Genomic DNA, 22,125 nt, shown 5'->3' on the forward strand with positions numbered 1-22,125 from the left:
CAAGGGCAATACTCATCCGTGGCGCGTCGACCAAGCCCATCTCCGCCCCTTCGCGAACCGGATTACCGCCGCAGGAACAGCCAGGACCGGATCGCGCTTGCCAGATTGGGGGGATCCTCCGCGCCGATCCGCAGCGCGTCGATCTCCGCCACCAGCGCGGACAGCGGCAGGGCATGCGCCGCCGCCGCCTCTTCCAGCGCGGTCCAGAAGACCGGCTCCAGGCTGATCGAGGTCGCGTGGCCCGCGATCGTGATCGAGCGTTTGACCGGCCCGACGAAACCCTCCGCCGGGGGCGCGATCCGGCTCACGGGGTGTCGAACAGGCTGGCCAGCTGCTCGATGATCGTGCCGCCCAGCTGCTCGGCGTCCATGATCGTCACCGCGCGGGCGTAATAGCGGGTCACGTCATGACCGATGCCGATCGCGACCAGCTCGACCGGGCTCTTGCTCTCGATCCAGCCGATCACCTGGCGCAGATGCCGCTCCAGATAGCTGCCCGAATTCACCGACAGCGTCGAGTCGTCGACCGGCGCGCCGTCGGAGATGACCATCAGGATGCGCCGCTCCTCGGGCCGCGCAATCAACCGGCTATGCGCCCACATCAGCGCCTCGCCGTCGATATTCTCCTTGAGCAGCCCTTCGCGCATCATCAGGCCGAGATTGTTGCGCGCGCGCCGCCACGGCTCGTCGGCTTGCTTGTAGACGATGTGGCGAATGTCGTTCAGCCGCCCCGGCTGCGGCGGACGCCCGGCGGCCAGCCAGGTTTCGCGGCTCTGCCCGCCCTTCCACGCACGGGTGGTGAAGCCCAGGATCTCGGTCTTCACCCCGCACCGCTCCAGCGTGCGCGCGAGGATGTCGGCGGAGATGGCCGCGATGCCGATCGGCCGCCCGCGCATCGAGCCCGAATTGTCGATCAGCAAGGTGACGACGGTATCGCGGAAATCGGTATCCCGCTCGATCTTGTAGGACAGCGACTGGCCGGGATTGACCACCACGCGCGCCAGCCGTGCCGCGTCGAGAATCCCCTCTTCCTGGTCGAAGTCCCACGACCGCGACTGTTGCGCCATCAACCGGCGTTGCAGCCGGTTGGCCAGCTTCGACACCGCCGATTGCAGATGCGCCAGCTGCTGGTCCAGATAACCGCGAAGCCGCGCCAGCTCGTCGGCGTCGCACAGCTCGCCCGCCGCGATCACCTCGTCATATTGGGTGGTCCAGGGCTTATAGTCGAATTGCGACGCCAGATCGTTCATCGGACGGTTGGGGCGGGTCGGCTGGCTGCCTTCGTCACCGTCCTCGCCGGGTTCGCCGTCGAGATCGTCGAGCGAATCCTGGCTCTGCTCCTGCGATTCGCCGTCCTCGCTGTCCGAGTCGCGCTTCTCGGCGCGGGCTTCTACCTCGCCTTCGCCCTGGCCCTGTTCGTCGTCCTGATCGTCGCTTTCGTCCTCATTCTGCTGGTCCTCGCCCTCTTGGTCGTCGCCGCCCTCATCGGTCTGTTCGGGCTCGGCGGGGGGCTCGGCGAGTTCGAGGTCGGCGAGCATGCGCGCGGCCAGCGTCTGGAACCTCTTCTGATCGTCCATCGCGCCCGCCAGCGCGTCGAGATCGGTCGCCCCCTCCAGCCAGTCGCGGACCAGCGCCAGCGCGGGTGCGGTCTCGGCGGGCGAGGGACGCCCCGTCATCCGCTCGCGCAGCAGCAGCCCGAGCGCGGTCGACAGCGGCACCTCGTCGCGGTTGCGCGCGCGCGTCATCGGATCGGAGCGCAGCCGCACGTCGAGCGCATGCGCCAGATTGTCGCCGATCCCGGCATAGCCCCGGGCGCCCAGCGCCTCGATCCGCGCGGTCTCCACCGCGTCATAGACCGCGCGCGCCACCGCCTCGGCCGGCGCGGCGCGGGCATGGAGCGCGGTGTCGTGCAGCTTCAGCCGTAGCGCGAAGGCATCGGCAAAGCCGCGCGCCTCGGCCACCTGTTCGGGCGGCAGCGCGCGGCCGGGCATCGGCACGCGGATATGCTTGCCCGATTGCGCGGGCGCGTCGGCGGTGAAGGCCAGCTCCACCTCCGGCTCCTGCGCGATGGTGCGCGCCGTGCCGCCGAGGACCGCCTTGAACCGGTCGAGAGGGGTTTCGTTGCCCAAGGGAATCAGGCCCGGCTGACGACGCTCTCGGGCAGGTCCTTGCCGAACACGCGCTGATAATATTCCGCGACCAGCGCGCGTTCGTTCTCGTCGCACTTGTTCAGGAACGACAGGCGGAAGGCAAAGCCCGGATCGTTGTTGAAGATCAGCGTGTTCTGCGCCCAGGTGATGACCGTGCGCGGGCTCATCACGGTCGAGATGTCGCCGTTGATGAAGCCCTTGCGGGTCATGTCGGCGACGCGGACCATGTTCTCGACCAGCTGCTTGCCCTCGGGCTTGTCATATTCGCCCGACTTGGCGAGCACGATCTGCGCCTCGGTCGCGGCGGGCAGATAGTTGAGCGTCACCACGATGTTCCAGCGGTCCATCTGGCCCTGGTTGATCTGCTGCGTGCCGTGATACAGGCCGCTGGTGTCGCCCAGGCCGATGGTGTTGGCGGTGGCGAACAGGCGGAACCACTTGCTGGGGCGGATGACGCGATTCTGGTCGAGCAGGGTCAGCTTGCCCTCGGTCTCCAGCACGCGCTGGATCACGAACATCACGTCGGGACGGCCTGCATCATATTCGTCGAAGACGAGCGCGGTCGGCGTCTGGAGCGCCCAGGGGAGCAGCCCTTCGCGGAACTCGGTCACCTGCTGCCCGTCCTTCAGGACGATGGCGTCGCGGCCGATCAGGTCGATACGGCTGATATGCGCGTCCAGGTTGATGCGGATGCACGGCCAGTTCAGGCGGGCGGCGACCTGTTCGATATGGCTCGACTTGCCGGTGCCGTGATAGCCCTGCACCATCACGCGGCGATTGTGCGCGAAACCGGCCAGGATCGCCAGCGTCGTGTCGGGATCGAACACATAGGCGGGATCGAGATCGGGGACGCGCTCATCGGCTTCGGAGAAGGCGGGCACCTCCATGTCGGTATCGATGCCGAACAGGTCGCGCACCGACACCATCTTGTCGGGTGCGTCGAGGATCGTCGTATCGCGGCTGTCGGGAAGCGTATTCGGGATGTTGGTCATCAGGCCCTCGTCTCGTCGCTCAACGCCTTAGGCCAAGCGCGGCTCCCTACTCAATGGCGGTGATCGCAGGAAGATGGCGGATCGGCCCGGTCGCGGCGATTGCGTCGGCAGGGCTTGGGCGTCATCGTCGGGGGAGCCGACGGGCCGCCGAATCGGCTCCGGGGAGCGTCATAACGCCCTGACAGATCGGCAATAAGATGGGGTGGGGTAATGGCGAATTTCATCTGGTACGAATTGCTGACCGACGATGCGGCGGCGGCGCAGGCCTTTTATGCGGGCGTGATCGGCTGGCAGGTGGGCGACAGCGGCATCGCCGACCTGGATTACCGAATCTTCGCCACGACCGAGGGCGAGGCGATCGGCGGCCTGATGCAGCGGTCGCCGGGGGCGGCGGGCAAGCCGGTCTGGCTGGGCTATCTGCCGGTCGTCGATGTCGACGAATCGCTGGCCACCATCGTCGAGGATGGCGGATCGGTGCTGATGCCCGCCTGGACCATGGCGGGCGTCGGGCGGATGGCGCTGGTCGCCGATCCGCTGGGCGCGCCCTTCTATATCATGGCGGCGGAGGAGGAGCGCCCGTCGCGCGCCTTTGTCGAGCATGGCACCGGCCCCGCGACCGGGCATGTCGTGTGGAACGAGCGCATCGCCAGCGACCCCGACCGGGCGCTCGCCTTTTTCCAGCGGCATTTCGGCTGGGCCCATCGCGGCGGGATGCCGATGGGCGAGCTGGGTGAATATCGCTTCCTGGCCGATGGGCCGGTGGTGCTGGGCGCGTTGATGGGGTGCCCGCCGGGGGGCGTGCCGGGATGGCATTTCTACTTCGCGGTGGAGGACATCGATGCCGCGGCGGCGCGCGTGACCGAGCATGGCGGGACGATCGTGTTCGGGCCGATGGAAATTCCCGGCGGCGATTATTCGCTGTCGGCGCTGGACCCGCAGGGCGCGCGATTCGGGCTGGTCGGGCCGCGGAGGTAACTGGGGCGGATCCTTTCCTTCCCTCGCCCCTCGCAGAGGGGAGAGGGTTGCGCAGACTTGGCCTTTGCGAGAGCAAAGGCTTAGTCGGAGCTGGGCGAGGGGTGGACGCTCGCACCGCGAGCGCGCGAGCCTTTGGGCTCGCTGTACCCCTCACCCAAGCTGCGCTAGCCAGAAGGCTGGCAAGCTTCGCTAACCCTCTCCCCTGTCCAGGGGAGAGGGGAAGAAGAAGTCCTGAATATCGATCCGCCCTAAATTCCTCCCCTGCAAGGGGAGGTGGCAGGCCGCAGGCCTGACGGAGGGGTGTCCCGCTATCGAAAGGGTAACACCCTTCCACCCGCTTCTGCCCTTGCAGGGGAGAAATAAGGGGTTCAGGCGAACGCGGGGGCCTGACGCAACTGCTGATAGGCCGCAATCACCTTTTGCAGCCGTCCTTCATGGCTCCGGTCGCCACCATTGCGGTCGGGGTGATAGCGCCGCACCAGCTCGCTATACCGTCGCCGCAGCGCGCTGCGGTCCGCATTCGCCTCCAGCCCCAGCACCTTCAGGCTTTCGCGATCCTGCCCCGACAGCGGCTTGCCGTCGCTGCGTTCGGGCGCGGCCTCGCGGCGATAGCGCGCCGCGATGGCGTCGAGCGGATCGGAGAAATCGGCCCAGCGCGGCCCCGGATCGGTGCCGCCTTGCGCAAAGGCGCGCGTCTCGCGCTCCCAGCCCGCATAGGGGCGTTGCGCGCGGTGAATCTCGTCGGCGCTCATGCCCTCGAAGAAATTGTACCGGCTGTTGAACGCGCGGACATGCTCCAGGCAGAACCAGCGGAACTGCCCCGGTCCGTCGCCGCTGCGCGTGCCCTCGGGCGGGGGCGCGCGAAACTCGCCCGCTTCGGCGCAACCGGCATGGTCGCAGGCGCGGCCGGTATTCTCGACCCGGCCGTGAAACCGCGCGCCGGGTTTGTCCTTGGAGGTATCGCTGCTCGACCGACGTACCACGGCTATCCGCTTGTCCCGAAAAACCGTCTATATAGGGGCCATGACCGATATCACCACCGCTCCTGTCGCCGACCAGATCACCGCCCGCCTGACGCAGGCGCTGGCCCCCACCCATTTGGAGGTCATCAACGAAAGCGCGATGCATCGCGGCCATCTGGGCGATGACGGCACCGGCGAGAGCCATTTTCGCGTCATCGTCGAATCGCCCCTGTTCGCCGGGGAGTCGCGCGTCGCCCGCCAGCGCCGGGTGAACCACGCGCTGGCCGATCTGTTGTCCGAGCGTATCCATGCGCTGGCGATCAGCGCGAAGGCGCCCGGAGAATAAGCCCATGCCCTATGACCTGTGGTACTGGCCCGGCCTGCCGGGACGCGGCGAGTTCGTCCGGCTGGCGCTGGAGGCCGCAGGTCTGCCCTATCGCGACCGGGGCGTGGTGGAGGGCGCGGAGGCGCTGCTCGCGGATATGCGCAAGGGCGATCGCCCGCCCTTCGCGCCGCCCTATCTGCGTGCCGGGGGACAGGCGATCGTGCAGGTCGCCAACATCCTCCACTGGCTGACCGAGCGGCACGACCTGGCGCCGGAGGGGGAGCGTCTCTGGCTCCACCAGCTGCAACTGACGATCAGCGACATGGTGGCCGAGGTCCACAACGTCCATCACCCGGTCGCGACCGGCGCCTATTATCACGAGCAGAAGCCCGAGGCCGCGCGCGCCGCCGCGCAGTTTCGGGGCGAGCGAATCCCCAAATTCCTCGGCTATTTCGAGGATGCGCTCGAGGACCGCGACTGGATGGCGGGCGGACGCTGGTCGCCGGTCGACACCTCGCTGTTCCAGCTGGTCGCGGGCCTGCGCTACATGTTCCCGAAACGGATGGCGGCGGTCGAAGGCGACTATCCCGCGCTGATCGGCTTGCACGACCGTGTGAAGACCCTGCCCGGCATCGCCGCCTATCTGGACAGCGAGCGGCGACAGGCGTTCAATGAAGACGGAATCTTCCGCCATTATCCGGAGCTTGATGCCGAATGACCCGCTTGCCCCGTCCCGCCGCGCGCATCCTCCTGGTGGATGGGGCGGGCCGGACGCTGATGTTCCGCTTCACCCCCGGCGATCGCCCGCCCTTCTGGTGCACGCCGGGCGGCGCGGTCGATCCGGGCGAGAGCTATGAGGACGCCGCGCGCCGCGAGCTGCTGGAGGAAACCGGGCTCGACCGCGATTGCGGGCCGCAGGTCGCCCGGCGGCAGGTCGAATTCCGCACCATCGAGGGGGTCGAGGTGGATGCCGACGAACGCTATTTCCGCGTCGACATCGACGCGCATGAGGTGACGGGCGCGGGCCATACCGCGCTCGAACAGCGGGTCATGCAGAGCTAGCGCTGGTTCACCCGCGACGAACTGGCCGCGCACGCCGAACCCTATTTCCCGACCGACCTGATCGAGCTGCTCGACGCCACGGAGGCGACCCATGTTTGACGATTTCCTGCTGCGCACGCTGCAACCGTCCACCCACGACCTGGGCGGGTTCAAGGTGCACCGGACGCTGCCCAACAAGGAGCGGACGATGGTCGGCCCCTTCCTGTTCTTCGACCAGATGGGCCCGGCGCAGCTGGCGCCCGGATCGGGGATCGACGTGCGGCCGCATCCGCATATCAACCTGTCGACCGTGACCTATCTGTTCGACGGCGCGCTGGGGCACCGCGATTCGCTGGGCACCGACCTGATGATCGAGCCGGGGGCGGTGAATCTGATGACCGCCGGGCACGGCATCGTCCATTCCGAACGCTCGCCCGGCGAGACGCGGCCGCAGGGGTCGATCCTGTCGGGCATCCAGACCTGGCTGGCGCTGCCCGAAGCGCAGGAGGAGATCGACCCCGCCTTCGAGCATATCGGGGCCGAGGCGCTGCCGGTGATTCAGGGGCAGGGCGCGATCGCGCGGGTCATCATGGGCGAGCTGTGGGGAGAGCGTGCGCCGACGACCACCTATGCGGGCACCATCTATGCCGACATCGCGCTGGAGCCGGGCGGGAGCATTCCGATCGACGCCTCCGCCGAGGAACGCGCCGTCTATTGCGCGCTGGGCGAGGCGAGCCTGGAGGGGATGCCGCTGGAGCCGCAGCGGCTCTATATTCTGAAGCCGGGGATCGCGGCGACGCTGCGCTCCGAATCGGGCGGGCGGGTGATGCTGTGCGGCGGCGATGCGTTCACCACGCCGCGCCACGTCTGGTGGAATTTCGTCTCCTCCCGCCGCGAACGGATCGAGGAGGCCAAGCGGGCCTGGCGCGCGCGGGAGTTTCCGACCGTGCCGGGGGACGATGCCGAGCGGATCGAGATTCCGGAGATTCCGAAGACCGTCAGTTATCCGTGAGGAGCAGCCCGTAACCCTGAAGCCCCTCTCCCGTCAGGGGAGGGTTGGGTAGGGGGAGTGGTGTGGGGCGTGGCCTTCGACTTCGCTCAGGCTGAACGGATGTTTGTAAACAGGACCCGATCCTACGCCCCGTTCAGCCTGAGCGAAGTCGAAGGCCATGGGTCAACGCCAGCCACGCGAAAACAGCCCGCCAGAAACGAACCGTCAAAACATCATCGATGTCAGAAAAATGGTGCCCAAGGGCGGGATCGAACCACCGACACTGCGATTTTCAGTCGCATGCTCTACCAACTGAGCTACTTGGGCCCACACCGCGATTGCGATTGGAGGCGTGCCTTTACGGGTGGCTTTGTCCCGTGTCCAGCCCCTCTTCGTCATTTTCTTTGACCGGAATGCGATAACCCTCGCCCAGCCATTGCAGCAGGTCGCGGTCCTTGCAGCCGCGCGAGCAGAAGGGGGCGTGGTCGGCGGCGGTCGGCTTGTCGCAGATGGGGCAGGTGGTCATGCGCGTTCCAGTTGCAGCGGGCGGCCCGTGCGGCGCGCGCATTCGTCGCGCCAGTCGGGCTGGGCCATCAATCGATCGTAAAGGGGGCCGGGGAGCCGGTGGACCATCGCCGGGCCGGGCGGCTCACGCTCCCATTGGCGCAGGATCGCGCGGGCACGGGCACCGACGGGGTCGATCGCTAGCCGCTCGGGGATCGAGGCACGCGGGCGCGGGCGCACGATCTGGAGGAAGCCGAAGCCGTTGACCGCCGTACGCTCGAAGGGAAGGGGGAGCGCGGCATCCAGCGCCTCCGCCACCGCCTGGCGCGGGCCCTTGCCCTCCAGTGTCGGAAAATCGATCCCGATCGACCCGCCAATGCCGTGGCGCAGGATCGCCCCGGCCACCGCACGCGCCGCCGCGATCGCCAGCGGCTCGTGCGGGGGCGAGCCGTCGACATCGAACAGCGTCATCGCCGGGGTCGGCGTCATCCGCAGCACGCCCGCGCCAAAGCCGATCTCGCCCGTCACCGCCTCGTCGAGCAGTTCGGACCAGCCCGCCGCTTCCAGATCGTCCGCCTGATGCGCGCGCAATTCGCGGACCGGCAGGCCGGTGGCGGCGATGCGGGCGCGCAGATCGGGGCCGGGGGCGGGCGTCGCGTCGTCGGGGGCCTGTTGCGCCTTGGGCAGCTTGGCGCGGCCGCGCTCGGGGATCGCCTCGCGCGTGACGATGACGGTCAGCGCGGAGCCTTGCGTCATCCCCTTGGGCACCGGCAACAGCAGCACCTCGCCGCCGCCCGCCAGCGTCACCCGGCCCTGTCGGCCGGGGAGCAGTTCGACCAGCCGCCCTTCGGCCACCGTGCCGACGGTCAGGGTGGCGGTCGGCTCGATTGCGGCCTGGACGATCCGGCCATCCGCGACCAGCGCGGCGCGTGCCTCGCCGATCCCGGCCTCATAGAGCCATTCAGACAAGTGGCAGCCCGGCGGCTTTCAACAGGGCGCGGGTCTCGAACAGCGGCAGGCCGATCACCCCCGAATGCGACCCTTGCAGGAAGCGGACGAACGCCTCGGCGCGGCCCTGGATGGCATAGCCGCCCGCTTTGCCCAGCCCCTCGCCGCACGCGACATAGGCGTCGATCTCGTCCTCGGAGAGCGGCTTGAACGCGACGATGGTGTCGGCCAGCCGGGTGCGCGCCTTGCCGGTCGCGTCGATCACGCACACCGCCGACAGCGCATGGTGCCGCCGTCCGGACATCAGGCGCAGCAGCTTGCGCTGCACCGCCTCGGTCTCGGCGGGGGGCAGGATGCGGCGGCCCAGCGCGATGGTGGTGTCGCCCGCGACGACGATCTCGCCCTCGGCACGCTCGACGGCCTGCGCCTTTTCCACCGCCAGCCGCAGCGCATAGACGCGGGGAAGCTCGGCGGCGCGCGGCGCTTCGTCGATATCGGGGGAGGCGACTCGGTCGGGCACGACTCCCAGCCGCGCCAGCAGATCGCGGCGGCGCGGGGAGGAGGATGCAAGGACGAGCGGCATGTGGGGCCGGTCGCTCACTTGAAGCGGTAGGTGATCCGGCCCTTGGTCAGGTCGTACGGCGTCAGCTCGACGAGCACTTCGTCGCCGACCAGCACGCGGATGCGGTTCTTGCGCATCTTGCCTGCCGTATGCCCCAGGATCTCGTGATCATTCTCGAGCTGGACGCGGAACATCGCGTTGGGGAGGAGTTCCACCACGCGGCCGCGCATCTCGAGCAGTTCTTCCTTGGCCAAAAAATACCTCGGTTCGTCGTGTTATAGGGTATGTCGAAGAGGCGCCGCCATAGCCGCAATGGCCCCAAAAGGAAAGGCGCGCCGAATCTACCTGGGATATGGGGTTGCGGGACGCCTTCGGCAAGGTGGGGAGCGGCCCCCCGCAACCGCGAGGGAACGGTCAGGCCGGGTTATGCTTGGCCAGGAAGGCGGCCATGGCTTTCAGGAATTCCAGCCGGTCCTCGGCGCGGGTGAAATGGTGGTCGGCCAGCGGTTGTTCGATGTAATTGACCGGCTTGCCCGCCGCCTTCAGCGCCGCGACCATCATCCGCGACTGGTTGACGGGCACGCGCTTGTCCGCCTTGCCGTGCACGATCAACAGCGGGATCGTCATGTCGGCGGCGCCGAAACGCGGCGACACCGCGTGATAGTCGGGTGCCTGTTTCTGCAGCCAGTCGGCGCGCGTCTTGCTGAACAGGAAGCGCGAGTCGTAGCGCTTCATCGCCTGAAGGTCGGAGACGCCCGCATAGGAAATGGCGCAGCGATACAGCGCTCCGTCGCGCTGTGCCGCGCGCATGGCCGCATAACCGCCATAGGAGGCGCCGACCATGCAGACCCGCTTGGGATCGGCAATGCCTTCCTTGGCGAGATAGGTGACCGCGTCGTTGAGGTCGTCCTGCATCTTCAGGCCCCATTCGCCTTCTCCCTTGCGGGCAAAAGCGGTGCCATAGCCGGAGGAGCCGCGATAATTGGGCTGGATCACGGCATAGCCCAGCTCCGCCAGATACTGGGTCCACCAGTCCCAGCTTTCCGAATCGCGGGCGAACGGCCCGCCATGGGGCAGCACGATCAGCGGCAGGTTCCTGTCCGACTTGCCACGCGGCAATGTCAGTATCGCCTCGATCGACGTGCCGTCGCGCGCGCTATAGCGGACGCTGCGCACCGGGGAGAGGCGCCGCCCGCGCAACTGCGCATTGTTCCAGGTCAGGAACTGCATGGTCCCGTAATCGATGTCCCAATAATAGAGTGCGCCCGCCTGGGACGCGCCGCCGACTTCGACCAGGAAGCGGTTCCGCACCTTGTCCCAGGAGGTGATCTCGGCGCGACGCGGCGCGACGGCCTTGTCGATCAGACCCTGCAATTCCTTGATCCGCGGATCGGTCCAGGCGTCGTGATAGGATTGGTCGGTATAGCGGATGGCGGAAATGTCGTTGCCCGCTTCGTTGCCGATGACCCCGTCAATGTCATAGCCGGTGACGCTGCTGAGCTTGCGGCCCAGCTTCAGGTCGGGAAGCGTGACTTCGTAGAGTGCGTCATAGCCGTCGCTGTCATCGATCGCGAGTGCGGTGCCGTCGGCGCGGAAGATGCGCGGAATCAACACCGATTCGTCCTTGCGGCCATTGGCGCGTGCGATGGTGTGGAACGATTCGGCATTGGACCGGCGATAGAGGACGCTCTTCTGCCGGGTGTCGTCGCTATAGCGCACGCCCATGCGCAACTGGCCGTCACCATCGGCATACCAGTCCCACACATCGGTCTGGCCGGAGGCGATCCGCTTGACCCGCCCGGTCGCGACATCCGCCTCGTACACCGACGGATAGACGTCCTGCATCTCGTAGATGCCGGTCTGCTTGGCGAACAGGATGCGGGTGCTGCCGTCGCGTGCGGTCCACAGCAGTTCGTCGGCGCGGAAGCCCGAATTCTCCCAATCGATCCGCACCATCTTGGTCATGTCGGCGCGGATGCCGATCAGGCGGGTGACGTAATAATCCTCGCCCCGGATCGTGTCCTGGCTGCCCAGCCCGACGACCAGCCATTCGTCATTGACCCAGCGCCACCAATTCACGTCGACCTTGTCGCTGAGCGCGGCCAGCGCAGGCTTGCCCTGTCCCTTTATCAGCGGGGCGACCATCAGATATTGCTTGCCGTCGATCGCGCGCTTGGCGGCGATGCGGGTGCCGTCGGGCGACAAGGCCGGGCTGTCGAATTCGGGCAGCGCGGCAAAGGCCTCGACCGGGACGGGCGCGGCGGCCGCCGACGGACTGGCGGCCGTGGGCGGCGGGGCGGCCTGGTCCTGAGTCATCGCGGTCAGGCTCATCAGGGCAAGCGTCATCACCGACGCGCCCAGCATCCTCGTCACACCCGTCGTCACGCTATCCCCCCTTGGCCGGGCGATCTCCCCATGCCCTGATGATGCAGGTTAGCAGTGGGCGATCGGCGTGGAAAAGGAAATTCAGCGCGAGGGCGCGTGCTCGAAACCAAGCCGTGCGGGCAGGGGAACCGGGCCGCCAGCGTCGAACAGGCGCAGGCCTTCGCCCGGACCGAACTGGCCGACCTGCGTCGCCGCGACGGGGGGCGGGGTGTCGGGGGGCAGGGCGAAGAGGAGTTCGTAATCGTCGCCCGCGGTCGCCGCGGCCAGCCGGGCGGCGCGATCCTCGCCGCCATGGCTGCGCGCCTCGGCGGAGAGCGGGACCGAGTCGAGGTTGATCGCCACCGCCAGCCCGCTCGCGCCCGCCATGCGCATCGCGTCGATCAGCAGGCCGTCCGACACGTCCATCATCGCATGAACCACGGGGCCCAGCGCGCGGCCTTCGGCCAGGCGCGGGACGGGGCGGCGATAGGCGTCGCGCAGGGCGGTGGGGCCATCGCCCTTCATCGCGATCGCGAGACCGAGCCCGGCATCGCCGATCGTCCCGGTGACCCACAGGCCGTCCCCCGCTTTGGCCCCGTCGCGCGACGGAGCGGCGGCGTCGCGGCCGAAGGCGGTCAGCGTCAGCGTCCGGGGCCCGCGCATCGTCACCGTGTCGCCGCCGATCAGCCGGGCCTGGAACCGGGTCAGCACGGCGTCGAGCCCGGCGAGGAACGCGCGGTCCCAGGCGGCGTCGCCCAGCGGATAGTTGAGCAGGACGCCCTCGACCAGCGCCCCCTTGGCGGCGAGGTCGGACAGGTTCGTCGCGACCAGCTTCCACGCCACATCGGCGGGCGGGTCATGGGGCAGGAAATGCACCCCCTCGACCAGCGTATCGGTGGTGACGACCAGCGGCGCGGCGGTCAGCACCGCGCTGTCGTCAATCAGCCCGCGCGCGCCGGGATGCAGCGGCATCCGGCGCAACGCGGCGATGAACTCCGCCTCGGTCATCGGGGCGGGTGGGGCTTCAGGCCCGCGCGACCTTGGCGATCGCGTCGAGCAGGCCGTTGACGAAGCCCGATTCGCGCTTTTCGTAAAAGGCGTGGGCGACGTCGACATATTCGCTGATGACCGCGCCGACCGGCACGTCGTGCCGCGCGAGCAGTTCGTAGGTGCCGGCGCGCAGGATCGCCTTCATCGGCTTGTCGAGCCGGTTCAGCGACCATCCCTTGGCCAGCTTGTCCTCGATCGCCCGGTCGATCTCGCCCAGGCGGGCATGCACGCCCTTCACGATGTCGTCGAAGAAATCGATGTCGGCATCGGCATATTCGACATCCTCGATGGTCGCGCCGATGCGGTGATTGTGGAATTCGTGGAGCAGCGTGGCCAGCGGCGTCTGTTCCATGTCGTGCTGATAAAGCGCCTGAACGGCGGCAAGGCGCGCGGCGGCGCGCGCCTGGGTACGGGCGGTGGGACGAGTCATTGGCGGGCCTTTACCGGGCTGTCGCCAATTCGTCACGTATTTTGGGAGAGGCTGGGTGGGACGTGGCCTTCGGCTTCGCTCAGGCTGAACGGAGGTTGGGGAACTGGGCTGGATACTAAGCCCCGTTCAGCCTGAGCGAAGTCGAAGGCCAAGGGCCGAAACCCTCACAACTCCCGACGGAAATACACCACCCGCTCGGTTTCGGCGAACCCCAGCGCGCGGTGCATCGCATGCGAGTCGGTATTGGCCAACTCGGCGTCTGACGCGAACTCGGCACAGCCCTGCGCCCGGCCCCAATCCGCCACCGCCGCGACCAGCGCCCCGGCCACCCCTTGGCGGCGATGGCCCGGATCGACATACAGCCCTTCGAGAAAAAGCACCGGCGAGCCGTCGCAGCCATTGACGTAATCCCGCCGCACCGCCGCCTCGGCAAAGCCGATCACCCGGCCATTCTCCATTGCAACGAAATTGCCGTCACCCTCGGGCAAATCCGCCGGATCGCCCGCCTCCTCGCCCCAGAGCGCCGCCCGCAACGCCAGCCATCCTTCCCGATGCTCCGGCGCGGCGGGCGCGACGATCATCGGTTGAGCCGCAACCGCAGCGCCACCGACTTGGCATGTGCCGGAAGCCCCTCGGCATGCGCCAGCGCCACCGTCGCGGGGCCGAGCTCGGCCAGCGCAGTCTCGGTCAGGCCCAGGAAGCTGGTCCGCTTCATGAAGTCGAGCACCGACAGCCCGCTGGCGAAGCGCGCGCGGCGCCCCGTGGGCAGGACATGGTTCGGCCCGGCGACATAATCGCCGATCGCTTCCGGGGTATGGCGGCCCAGGAACACCGAGCCCGCATGGCGCAGCCGGTCGAACAGGGCCTGCGGATCGTCCACCGCCAGTTCCAGATGCTCGGGCGCGAGCCGGTCGACCAGCGGCATCGCGGCCTCCAGCGAATCGACCACGATGATCGCGCCATTCGCATCCCAGGCGGTGCGCGCGACGCTGGCGGTCGCCAGTTCGGGAATCTGCCGGTCGACGGCTTCGGCCACGCGGGTCGCGAAGTCGGTATCGTCGGTGAACAGGATCGACTGGGTGACGGTGTCGTGCTCGGCCTGGCTCAACAGGTCGGCGGCGATCCAGTCGGGGTCGTTCTTGCCGTCGGCCACCACGACGATCTCGGAGGGGCCCGCGACCATATCGATGCCGACCATGCCATAGACCTGGCGCTTGGCCTCCGCGACCCAGGCATTGCCGGGGCCGGTGACGACATCGACCCGCTGGATGCGGCCCGCACCATAAGCCAGCGCGCCCACGGCCTGTGCGCCGCCGACCCGCCATACCTCGTCCACCCCCGCCAGATGCGCGGCGGCGAGGACGAGATGGTTGATCTCGCCCTTCGGGGTCGGCGTGACCATCACCAGCCGCTCGACCCCGGCCACCTTGGCGGGGATCGCGTTCATCAGCAGCGAGGAGGGATAGGCCGCGCGGCCGCCGGGGACATAGATTCCGGCCGCGTCGACCGCCGTCCAGCGCGCGCCCAGCCGTACGCCCTGCGCATCGACATAGTCGGTGTCGGTCGGCTTCTGCTTTTCGTGATAGGCGCGGATGCGCGCGGCGGCGAGGTCGAGCGCGGCGCGCAGTTCGGGCTCCAGCGCGTCATAGGCGTCGCGGCAATCGGCCGGTTCGATCCGCCAGCCGGTTTCGGCCAGGTCGTGTCCGTCGAACTGCTTGGTGAAGGCCGCCACCGCCGCCTCGCCATCGTCGCGCACCGCACGCAGGATCACCTGCACGTCGCGCGCGACATCGGCATCGCTCTCGCGCCGGGCATCGACCAGTTCGTCGAACGCGGCGGCAAAGCCCGATTCTTGCGTGTTCAGCCGGATCATGCCGCTTCCCTCTCGGCCACCGCGCGGCGGAACGCCTCGACCAGCGGCACCACGGCGCTGCGCGTCTTCATCGCAGCGCGGTTGACGACCAGCCGCGAGGTGACCTCCTCGATCACCTCCACCTCGACCAGCCCGTTTTCCTTCAGCGTGCGGCCCGACGACACCAGGTCGACGATGCGCGGTGCCAGGCCCAGCGTCGGGGCCAGCTCCATCGCGCCGTTCAGCTTGACGCACTCGGCCTGCACGCCCCGCGCGGCGAAGTGGCGGCTGGTGATATGCGGATATTTGGTCGCGACGCGGACATGGCTCCATCCGCGCGGATCGTCGCCCTCCGCCATCGCGACGGGCTCGGCGACCGAGATGCGGCAATGGCCGATCTTCAGGTCGACGGGCGCGTACAGCTCGGAATAGCCGAATTCGGACAGCACGTCCGATCCGACGATACCCAGCTGTGCCGCGCCATGCGCGACGAAGGTGGCGACGTCGAAGGCGCGGACGCGGATCAGCTCGATGCCGGGGACATCGGTCGCGAAGCGCAGCGCGCGGCTGTCCTTGTCGGTGAAGGCCGGTTCGGGCCGGATGCCGGCGGCGGCGAGCAGCGGCAGCGCCTCGGCCAGGATGCGTCCCTTGGGGACGGCGATGATGAGCGGCTGGACCATGAGGATCGGGGGCTTAACCCCCGCCATCGGGGATCGCAATGTCGTTTCCCTTCCTCCCCTGCAAGGGGAGGTGGCATCGCGTCAGCGATGACGGAGGGGTGTCACCCTGTCGAGAACGCCCCTGCCCCTCCACCACCGCTTCGCGGCGGTCCCCCTCCCCAAGCAAAGCTTGGGGAGGATGGGATTTACACCTTTGCGGCGTAGATCATCCGGCCGGGGCCGAGATTGGCGAACACCCGGTCCAAGTCGCTCTCGCCGACCGCGAAGCAGCCCTGGCTGCGGCCCAGCATGCCATGGGTGCGGATCATGTCGCGATTGGCGTACCAGGCCGAATGGATCACGATCGCGCGGCCCAGCGCATTGTCGTTGGTCGGATCGAGCCCGACCAGACGCTGCGACCGGCCATGCTTGCCGACATAATAATCGTCGGTCAGGAAGGCACCCTCGCTGCTGGCATTCGAGTTGAACGCATTCGAGAAGCGCTGGAGATAGCCGCTGTGCGACGGGTCCGACCCGCTGCCGTGCGAGACGAGCAGCGACTGGCTCTTGCCGCTGACCAGATCGATCAGGTGGAGGCGCGGTTCGGACGAGCCGACCGCGAAGTCGACGATCGCCATCCGGTCGCGCTGGCCGATCCGTCCGTTATGCCGTTGCAGCGACGCCATCGCCGCGCGCAGCAGTTCCGGACGCACCACCCGCGACGAGGCCAGGATCGGCTGCGCCGGGATCGGATCGGGCGCACCGGGCAGCGTGGGATGTTTCGGAACCGGCGGCTGGCGAAGTGGGCGGAGATCCCCCGCGGTCAGGCGACCCCGGGCGTTTGCCGCACCCGGAACCGCGAGCGCCCCGGCCAACACCAGCGCGTTCTTCAACAGCGCGCGCCGACCCGGCGCAGCGTCCAGATTTTCGAGCATTATGATCCTTCAAACCCCAGAATTCCCGCGACTCCTAGATAGCAGGGAAGGGGCCGTTTTTCTGCCCTTCCCCCTATCGGTTGATCGCTTGGTTCCATCGATTCGGCGAAAGTTCCGGCTCAGCGTAAAAAATTTCGCTCGGCACCAAATGTGGCTTGACGTGTTTAAGAAATTATGAACTCGCCAAGGAAAAGGGATATGAAGGCTTTCGCTTTTGCCGCCCTGCTCGGGGTGACCACTCTGGGTTTGGCCGCACCCGCTTTCGCCGAAGAGGGGCCTGCCACCGCCACCATCGCCCAGGCCGCCGCCGCGCTGGCGCCCAACCGATTCGTCTGGGCCGATCCGCAAATGGCGGCGGTCGATCCGGTCGCCCAGCCGGTGACGGTCGTCGTCAGCCTGCCGATGCAGCGCGCCTATGTCTATCGTGGCGACACGATGATCGCGGCGGCGTCGGTATCGACGGGCAAGGATGGCAAGGACACGCCGGTCGGCATCTTCCCGATCCTGCAGAAGCGCGAGATGCATCGCAGCAATCTCTACAATTCGGCGCCGATGCCGTTCATGCAGCGGCTGACCTGGGACGGCGTGGCGCTGCACGCGGGCAACAATCCCGGATTTCCCGATTCGCATGGCTGTATCCGGCTGCCCAGCGCCTTTGCCAAGAAGCTGTTCTCGATCACTACGGTCGGGACCAATGTGATCGTCACCGACCAGATGGTCGGAGATCATCTCGATCCGGCGCTGCTGGATACCGAGGCAAGCCAGGCCAATCAGGCGCAGTTGGCGTCGCTGGCGCGGTGAGGTCGGGGCGTGGCCTTCGACTACGCTCAGGCTGAACGGAGTTTGCTCCCGCGTTCCGTTCACGCTGAGCGAAGTCAAAGCGCACGGGCTGGCCGTGCGGCTAGGCCACCAACCCCAATTCCCGAAGCTGCGGCCGAAGCGTCGCCTCGTCGGTGAAATGCAGCGCATGGATTCCCATCGCCGCCGCCGCATCGATATTGGCGCGATTGTCGTCGATGAATACCGCCTGCCCCGGCTCCAGCCCGAACCGGGCGAGCGCGAGGGCGTAGATGGCGGGGTCGGGCTTCACCAGCTTCTCGTCGCCCGACACCACGATGGCGCGGAAACGATCGAACAACGCCGCCTCGCGCGCCCGGAAGGGCGGCCAGAATTCATGGCTGAAGTTCGTGATCGCGAACAGCGGGACGCCCGCCGAATCGAGTTCGGCGACCAGTTCATGCATCCCCGGTATCGGATCGCCGATGCTCTCGCCGAAGCGCGGGCCCCAGGCGGCGATCAAGTCGCGATGCTGCGGGTATAGCGCGATCAGCTCCGCCGAGGTGTCGGCGAAGTCGCGGCCCGCATCATGCTGGAAATGCCACTCGGTCGTGACGACATCGCGGACAAACGCATCGAGCGCCCGATCGTCCGCGATCAGGCGCCGATACAGGATCCGGGGATCCCAGTCGTAGAGTACGCGACCGACGTCGAAGATGACGGCGGTCGGCCGATCGGAACGGGCCGCGGACACGCCGCCAGCCTCGTCCTGTTCGATCAGCCCCAAGAGCGATTAGCCCTGGCGCGCCTTGAAACGACGGTTGGTCTTGTTGATGACATAGGTGCGGCCGCGACGGCGGATCACGCGGTTGTCCCGGTGGCGATCCTTGAGCGACTTCAGGGAATTGCGGATCTTCATGATCGATTCGCTTCTTTTGAACTGGAGGGTGATCTGGAAAGCGTCGCCGCCTAGTGGCAAAGGGCGGCCAAGTCAAGGTTGGGGCATGACATGACGGTCATCCGCTACGCGGCCTCTTCCGCCGCTGGATCAACCCCCATATGTCATGCGTTGCCCATCCGTAACATCTTCAAGGTGCCCCCCACTCATGAAAGCCCGCTCGCTCCTGATCCTCGCGGCCGCCGCCGGAACGCTGGCCGCCTGTTCCACCACGGGTGGGCGCCTGCCACCGACCGAGGTGATTCGCTATCATCTGGGCGAGCCGATCGCGCGCGGGACCGTCCGGGTCGAGCCGCTGTCGAACACCGGCCCCGCCAGCATCGAGTTCAAGACCTATGCCGCCGCGGTCGAAACCGCGCTGCTGCGCAACGGCTACACGCTGCCCCAGGGTGATGCGCAGCCCGACTATATCGCGACCGTGGCCTTCACCCGCGCCAACCGGCTGGGCCCGCCGCGCCCGTCGCCCTTCTCGATCGGCCTGGGCGGCGGCAGCTTCTCGGGCGGTCGTGGCGGCGGTGTCGGGCTGGGCGGGGGCGTCAGCTTCCCGATCGGCAAGAGCCGTCCGCAGGAGATCATCGGCACCGAGCTGTCGGTCCAGATCAAGCGCCGCGCCGACCAGTCGCCGATCTGGGAAGGCAGCGCGCGCAACATCGCCCCGATCGAGGCGGTGGCGAAGGTCGATGCCCAGGCCCAGGCCGCCAAGCTGGCCGATGCGCTGTTCACCAAATTCCCCGGCGAGTCGGGCCGCACCATCGAGGTGAAGTAAGCCGATGACGCTGACCATCAACGCCGCCTTCGATGGCGGCAATATCCGCCTTGTCGGGATCGAGGGCGACCGGGTCGACCTGGAGATCGTGAACGACCGGGATTCGGACTTCTACCAGTGGTTCTATTTCCGGGCCGGTGGGGTGAAGGGGCGCACGCTGACCTTCCGGATCCTGAACGGTGCAGGCTCGGCCTTTGCCGATGGCTGGCCGGGCTATCATGTCCGGACCTCGACCGACCGGCAGGACTGGCGCATGACCCCGACCCGCTATGCCGACGGGGTGATCGAGTGGCAGTGGACGGGCGAATCGGACTTGGTCTGGTTCGCCTATTTCGCGCCCTATACGATGGAGCGCCACCACGACCTGGTCGCGCGGATCGCCGCGCGCGGCGTCCATCACGAAGAGATCGGCCAGACGCTCGACGGCCAGCCGATCGACTATTTCCGCCTCGGTTCGGGTGCGAAGCAGGTGTGGCTCTATGCCCGCCAGCATCCGGGCGAATCGATGGCCGAATGGTGGATGGAGGGCGCGCTCGACTGGCTGACCAGCCCGGCGGCGGAGTCGCTGCTGGCGGCGGCGACGGTGCATATCGTGCCCAACATGAATCCGGACGGCACGCGGCGCGGGCATCTGCGCACCAATGCGGTGGGGGTGAACCTCAACCGCGAATGGCACGCGCCCAGCCCCGAGCGCAGCCCCGAAGTGCTGTGCGTGCGCGACCGCATGGACCGGACCGGCGTCGACTTCGCGATCGACGTCCATGGCGACGAGGCGATCCCGGCGAACTTCATCGCCGGGTTCGAGGGGATTCCGAGCTGGACCGAGGAGCATGGCGCCAAATTCTATGAATTCGGTCGCCGCCTGGCTGCGCACACCCCCGATTTCCAGACCCAGATGGGCTATGAAAAGGCAAGCGCGGGCAATGCCAACCTCGCCATGTCCACCAACCAGCTCGCCGAGCGGTTCGGCGCGGTGTCGGTGACGCTGGAAATGCCGTTCAAGGACCATGATCCCAATCCCGACGCGGTCCATGGCTGGTCGGGCGAGCGGTCGGCGAAGCTGGGCGTGTCGTGCCTGGAAGTGCTGTCGGAGATGATCGGGGACATCTGATCGGGGAGTGGGGGGCGCTCCGGAGGGGCGTCCCTTGGCCTTCGACTGCGCTCAGGCTGAACGGAGCGACGGATGTTACGCCGATTTCCCCAACCTTCGTTCGGCCTGAGCGAAGTCGAAGGCCACGCCCGGCGTTACCGGTGTACCCCCTCCATCGCGAGGTAATGGTCCAACTCCGCCAGCACCCGCTCCAGCCCCGCCGCATTCCCGGCCTCGGCCCGCACGGTCAGCGCGGCTTGCGTGTTGGACGCCCGCAACAGCCACCAGCCATCCGCCGTCCGCACCCGGACGCCATCCGTGTCGTTGACCTCGGCCCCGTCACGGGCCAGCGCCGCCGCCACCCGGTCGACGATCGCGAACTTGTCCGATTCGGATATGACGATCCGCGTTTCGGGAATATCGACCATCGCGGGCATCGCCCCGCGCAGCTCGGTCATCGAGCGGCCTGCCAGATGCACGCTGCGGATCAGGCGGATCGCGGCATAATGGGCATCGTCGAACCCGTACCATTCGCCCGCGAAGAACATATGGCCCGACATCTCCCCGCCCAGCGGTGCGGCGGTTTCGGCCATCTTGGTCTTCATCAGGCTGTGTCCGGTCTTCCACATCACCGGCTGGCCGCCCAGCGTCGTGATATGGTCGAACAGCGCCTGGCTGGCCTTCACGTCCGCGACGATCGGCGCGCCGGGATGCTCGGCGAGTGCGGGCCCGGCCAGCAGCATCAGGATCTGGTCGCCCCAGATCACGCGGCCCAGCCCGTCGATCGCGCCGATCCGGTCGCCGTCGCCGTCGAAAGCGAATCCGAAGTCGAGCGACTTCTCGGCCACGAGTCGCTTCAGCGCGTCTAGGTTGCTCTCGACCGTCGGATCGGGGTGATGATGCGGGAAATGACCGTCCACATCGGTGAACAGCGTGTGATGCTCACCCGGCAGGCGCTGGACCAGCTTCTCGATGACCGGGCCCGCCGCGCCGCTGCCGCAGTCCCAGCCGATGCGATAGGCACCCCCGGCATAGCCCGCCATCAGCCGGTCGACATAGGCGTCGAGAATGGCGTGTTCGCTCACCCGCCCCTGGCCTGTGGTCCAGTCGCGCGTCCGCGCCATCCGCGCCAGGTCCTGCACATCCTCGCCGAAAAACGGGCGGTGGTGCAGCACCATCTTGAAGCCATTGTCGTCGCGGGGATTGTGGCTGCCCGTTACCTGTACGGCGCCGTCCACCCCTAGGGTTGCTTCGGCGAAATAGACCATCGGGGTGGGGCCCAGCCCCAGCCGGACGACATCGACGCCGCTTTCGCACAGCCCCTCGACCAGCGCGGCCTCGAGTGCGGGCGAGCTGAGCCGGCCGTCGCGCCCGACCGCGACGCGGGAGCCGCCTGCGCGCCGCACCCGGCTGGCAAAGCCGCGCCCGACCGCATAGGCGGCGGATTCGTCCAGCGTCTCGGGCACGGTGCCGCGTACGTCATATTCGCGGCACGCGCTGGGATGGATCGCGGCGGCGCGTTCAGCCACCACGCCGGTCCAGCAACAGGTCGCGCGCGGCGTTCACCCGCCGCGCGAGTTCGGCCGATCCGCCGCGATCGGGATGGACCTGGCTCACCAGCCGCCGATGCGCCTGGCGGATCGCCTCGGCATCGGCATGCGGCGGCAGGTCGAGGATCGCCAGAGCCTCCGCCTCGTCACGCGGCAGGCGGGGCGTGCGCGCCGCCCTGGCCGGGCGGGGCATGTAGCGCCACACCAGCCAGATCACCGCCAGCGCGATCAGCCATTTCACGCCG

At 67.9% G+C, this 22,125-nt stretch carries 26 protein-coding genes, 1 tRNA gene and 1 pseudogene; 8 read left to right on the forward strand and 20 right to left on the reverse strand.

The features are described 5' to 3' along the window. Positions 1-62: 62 nt before the first annotated feature. From QE385_RS12420 to cobS, 3 genes are read right to left on the reverse strand one after another with little or no spacing between them, the layout of a single operon-like run. Complete coding sequence (locus tag QE385_RS12420; protein WP_307102264.1) at positions 63-308, reverse strand: ribbon-helix-helix domain-containing protein; 246 nt, start codon at positions 306-308, stop codon at positions 63-65. Continuing rightward, positions 305-2,128 (reverse strand): cobaltochelatase subunit CobT, encoded by a 1,824-nt coding sequence (cobT, locus tag QE385_RS12425; protein ID WP_307102267.1) that lies wholly within the window; start codon positions 2,126-2,128, stop codon positions 305-307. Before cobT ends, QE385_RS12420 begins: the two co-directional genes overlap by 4 nt. A 5-nt stretch (positions 2,129-2,133) precedes the next feature. Continuing rightward, entirely contained in the window at positions 2,134-3,141 is a 1,008-nt protein-coding gene (cobS, locus tag QE385_RS12430) for a cobaltochelatase subunit CobS (protein WP_307102269.1), read from the reverse strand. 210 nt (positions 3,142-3,351) lie between these two features. Between cobS and QE385_RS12435 the strand changes: the two genes are divergently transcribed. Beyond that, complete coding sequence (locus tag QE385_RS12435; protein ID WP_307102271.1) at positions 3,352-4,116, forward strand: VOC family protein; 765 nt, start codon at positions 3,352-3,354, stop codon at positions 4,114-4,116. Between the two features lie 368 nt (positions 4,117-4,484). On the opposite strand, the gene QE385_RS12440 is transcribed toward QE385_RS12435, so the two are convergent. Further along, positions 4,485-5,099: a J domain-containing protein gene (locus tag QE385_RS12440; RefSeq protein WP_307102273.1), complete on the reverse strand. Its 615-nt coding sequence runs from the start codon at positions 5,097-5,099 to the stop codon at positions 4,485-4,487. Between the two features lie 40 nt (positions 5,100-5,139). Here QE385_RS12440 and QE385_RS12445 point away from each other — a divergent pair, with 40 nt between their 5' ends. The 4 genes and pseudogenes from QE385_RS12445 (at position 5,140) to QE385_RS12460 (ending at position 7,456) form a co-directional block, all read left to right on the forward strand. Then, positions 5,140-5,424, forward strand: a complete 285-nt coding sequence (locus QE385_RS12445) for a BolA family transcriptional regulator (protein ID WP_307102274.1) — start codon at positions 5,140-5,142, stop codon at positions 5,422-5,424. Positions 5,425-5,428: 4 nt separating this feature from the next. Further along, entirely contained in the window at positions 5,429-6,121 is a 693-nt protein-coding gene (locus QE385_RS12450; protein ID WP_307102277.1) for a glutathione S-transferase, read from the forward strand. Next, positions 6,118-6,564: pseudogene (locus tag QE385_RS12455) on the forward strand (NUDIX hydrolase). Before QE385_RS12450 ends, QE385_RS12455 begins: the two are co-directional and overlap by 4 nt. Continuing rightward, positions 6,557-7,456 (forward strand): pirin family protein, encoded by a 900-nt coding sequence (locus QE385_RS12460; protein ID WP_307102279.1) that lies wholly within the window; start codon positions 6,557-6,559, stop codon positions 7,454-7,456. The pseudogene QE385_RS12455 and the gene QE385_RS12460 overlap by 8 nt, the downstream one beginning before the upstream one ends. Before the next feature lie 230 nt (positions 7,457-7,686). On the opposite strand, the gene QE385_RS12465 is transcribed toward QE385_RS12460, so the two are convergent. The 12 genes from QE385_RS12465 to QE385_RS12520 form a co-directional block, all read right to left on the reverse strand. After that, positions 7,687-7,762: transfer RNA gene (locus QE385_RS12465), tRNA-Phe, on the reverse strand. A gap of 31 nt (positions 7,763-7,793) precedes the next feature. Next, positions 7,794-7,961, reverse strand: coding sequence for a DNA gyrase inhibitor YacG (locus tag QE385_RS12470; protein WP_307102281.1), 168 nt, complete (start codon positions 7,959-7,961; stop codon positions 7,794-7,796). After that, positions 7,958-8,908, reverse strand: coding sequence for a ribonuclease (locus QE385_RS12475; protein ID WP_307102282.1), 951 nt, complete (start codon positions 8,906-8,908; stop codon positions 7,958-7,960). The genes QE385_RS12470 and QE385_RS12475 overlap by 4 nt, the downstream gene beginning before the upstream one ends. Continuing rightward, the gene (locus QE385_RS12480) at positions 8,901-9,470 is read right to left on the reverse strand and encodes a nucleoside triphosphate pyrophosphatase (protein WP_307102284.1); all 570 of its coding nucleotides are present in this window, start codon (positions 9,468-9,470) and stop codon (positions 8,901-8,903) included. Before QE385_RS12480 ends, QE385_RS12475 begins: the two co-directional genes overlap by 8 nt. A gap of 14 nt (positions 9,471-9,484) precedes the next feature. Further along, on the reverse strand, positions 9,485-9,703 hold the full coding sequence (gene infA, locus QE385_RS12485; protein WP_007403889.1) for a translation initiation factor IF-1: 219 nt from the start codon (positions 9,701-9,703) through the stop codon (positions 9,485-9,487). A gap of 160 nt (positions 9,704-9,863) precedes the next feature. Continuing rightward, complete coding sequence (locus QE385_RS12490; protein WP_307102286.1) at positions 9,864-11,834, reverse strand: S9 family peptidase; 1,971 nt, start codon at positions 11,832-11,834, stop codon at positions 9,864-9,866. 81 nt (positions 11,835-11,915) lie between these two features. Further along, positions 11,916-12,821 (reverse strand): thiamine-phosphate kinase, encoded by a 906-nt coding sequence (thiL, locus tag QE385_RS12495; RefSeq protein ID WP_307102288.1) that lies wholly within the window; start codon positions 12,819-12,821, stop codon positions 11,916-11,918. Positions 12,822-12,837: 16 nt separating this feature from the next. Further along, the gene (gene nusB, locus QE385_RS12500; protein ID WP_307102290.1) at positions 12,838-13,293 is read right to left on the reverse strand and encodes a transcription antitermination factor NusB; all 456 of its coding nucleotides are present in this window, start codon (positions 13,291-13,293) and stop codon (positions 12,838-12,840) included. A gap of 164 nt (positions 13,294-13,457) precedes the next feature. Beyond that, complete coding sequence (gene aac(6'), locus QE385_RS12505; RefSeq protein WP_307102292.1) at positions 13,458-13,874, reverse strand: aminoglycoside 6'-N-acetyltransferase; 417 nt, start codon at positions 13,872-13,874, stop codon at positions 13,458-13,460. Further along, positions 13,871-15,166 (reverse strand): histidinol dehydrogenase, encoded by a 1,296-nt coding sequence (gene hisD, locus QE385_RS12510; protein WP_307102295.1) that lies wholly within the window; start codon positions 15,164-15,166, stop codon positions 13,871-13,873. Before hisD ends, aac(6') begins: the two co-directional genes overlap by 4 nt. After that, a complete protein-coding gene (gene hisG / locus QE385_RS12515) occupies positions 15,163-15,825 on the reverse strand; it encodes an ATP phosphoribosyltransferase (RefSeq protein ID WP_261271083.1) in 663 nt (220 codons plus the stop codon). The genes hisD and hisG overlap by 4 nt, the downstream gene beginning before the upstream one ends. Before the next feature lie 185 nt (positions 15,826-16,010). Then, entirely contained in the window at positions 16,011-16,739 is a 729-nt protein-coding gene (locus QE385_RS12520) for a murein L,D-transpeptidase catalytic domain family protein (RefSeq protein WP_307102297.1), read from the reverse strand. 198 nt (positions 16,740-16,937) lie between these two features. On the opposite strand from QE385_RS12520, the gene QE385_RS12525 reads away from it, so the two are divergent. Beyond that, entirely contained in the window at positions 16,938-17,540 is a 603-nt protein-coding gene (locus tag QE385_RS12525; RefSeq protein WP_307102298.1) for a L,D-transpeptidase family protein, read from the forward strand. Between the two features lie 100 nt (positions 17,541-17,640). On the opposite strand, the gene QE385_RS12530 is transcribed toward QE385_RS12525, so the two are convergent. Next, the gene (locus tag QE385_RS12530; RefSeq protein ID WP_307102301.1) at positions 17,641-18,270 is read right to left on the reverse strand and encodes an HAD family phosphatase; all 630 of its coding nucleotides are present in this window, start codon (positions 18,268-18,270) and stop codon (positions 17,641-17,643) included. Positions 18,271-18,309: 39 nt separating this feature from the next. Next, positions 18,310-18,435 carry a type B 50S ribosomal protein L36 gene (gene ykgO / locus QE385_RS12535; protein ID WP_003046794.1) on the reverse strand — a complete coding sequence of 42 codons (126 nt, stop codon included), beginning with the start codon at positions 18,433-18,435 and terminating at the stop codon, positions 18,310-18,312. Between the two features lie 187 nt (positions 18,436-18,622). Between ykgO and QE385_RS12540 the strand changes: the two genes are divergently transcribed. Next, positions 18,623-19,240, forward strand: coding sequence for a DUF4136 domain-containing protein (locus QE385_RS12540; protein ID WP_307102305.1), 618 nt, complete (start codon positions 18,623-18,625; stop codon positions 19,238-19,240). 4 nt (positions 19,241-19,244) lie between these two features. Continuing rightward, complete coding sequence (locus QE385_RS12545) at positions 19,245-20,351, forward strand: M14-type cytosolic carboxypeptidase (protein WP_307102307.1); 1,107 nt, start codon at positions 19,245-19,247, stop codon at positions 20,349-20,351. A 134-nt stretch (positions 20,352-20,485) separates the two neighbouring features. On the opposite strand, the gene pgmG is transcribed toward QE385_RS12545, so the two are convergent. Both pgmG and QE385_RS12555 read right to left on the reverse strand, forming a co-directional pair. Continuing rightward, positions 20,486-21,859: a phosphoglucomutase/phosphomannomutase PgmG gene (gene pgmG, locus QE385_RS12550; RefSeq protein ID WP_307102309.1), complete on the reverse strand. Its 1,374-nt coding sequence runs from the start codon at positions 21,857-21,859 to the stop codon at positions 20,486-20,488. Then, a complete protein-coding gene (locus QE385_RS12555) occupies positions 21,852-22,121 on the reverse strand; it encodes a DnaJ domain-containing protein (RefSeq protein WP_307102311.1) in 270 nt (89 codons plus the stop codon). The genes pgmG and QE385_RS12555 overlap by 8 nt, the downstream gene beginning before the upstream one ends. Positions 22,122-22,125: the final 4 nt, after the last annotated feature.

This window comes from Sphingomonas sp. SORGH_AS_0950, assembly GCF_030818415.1.
In the GTDB taxonomy this organism is placed as follows: domain Bacteria; phylum Pseudomonadota; class Alphaproteobacteria; order Sphingomonadales; family Sphingomonadaceae; genus Sphingomonas.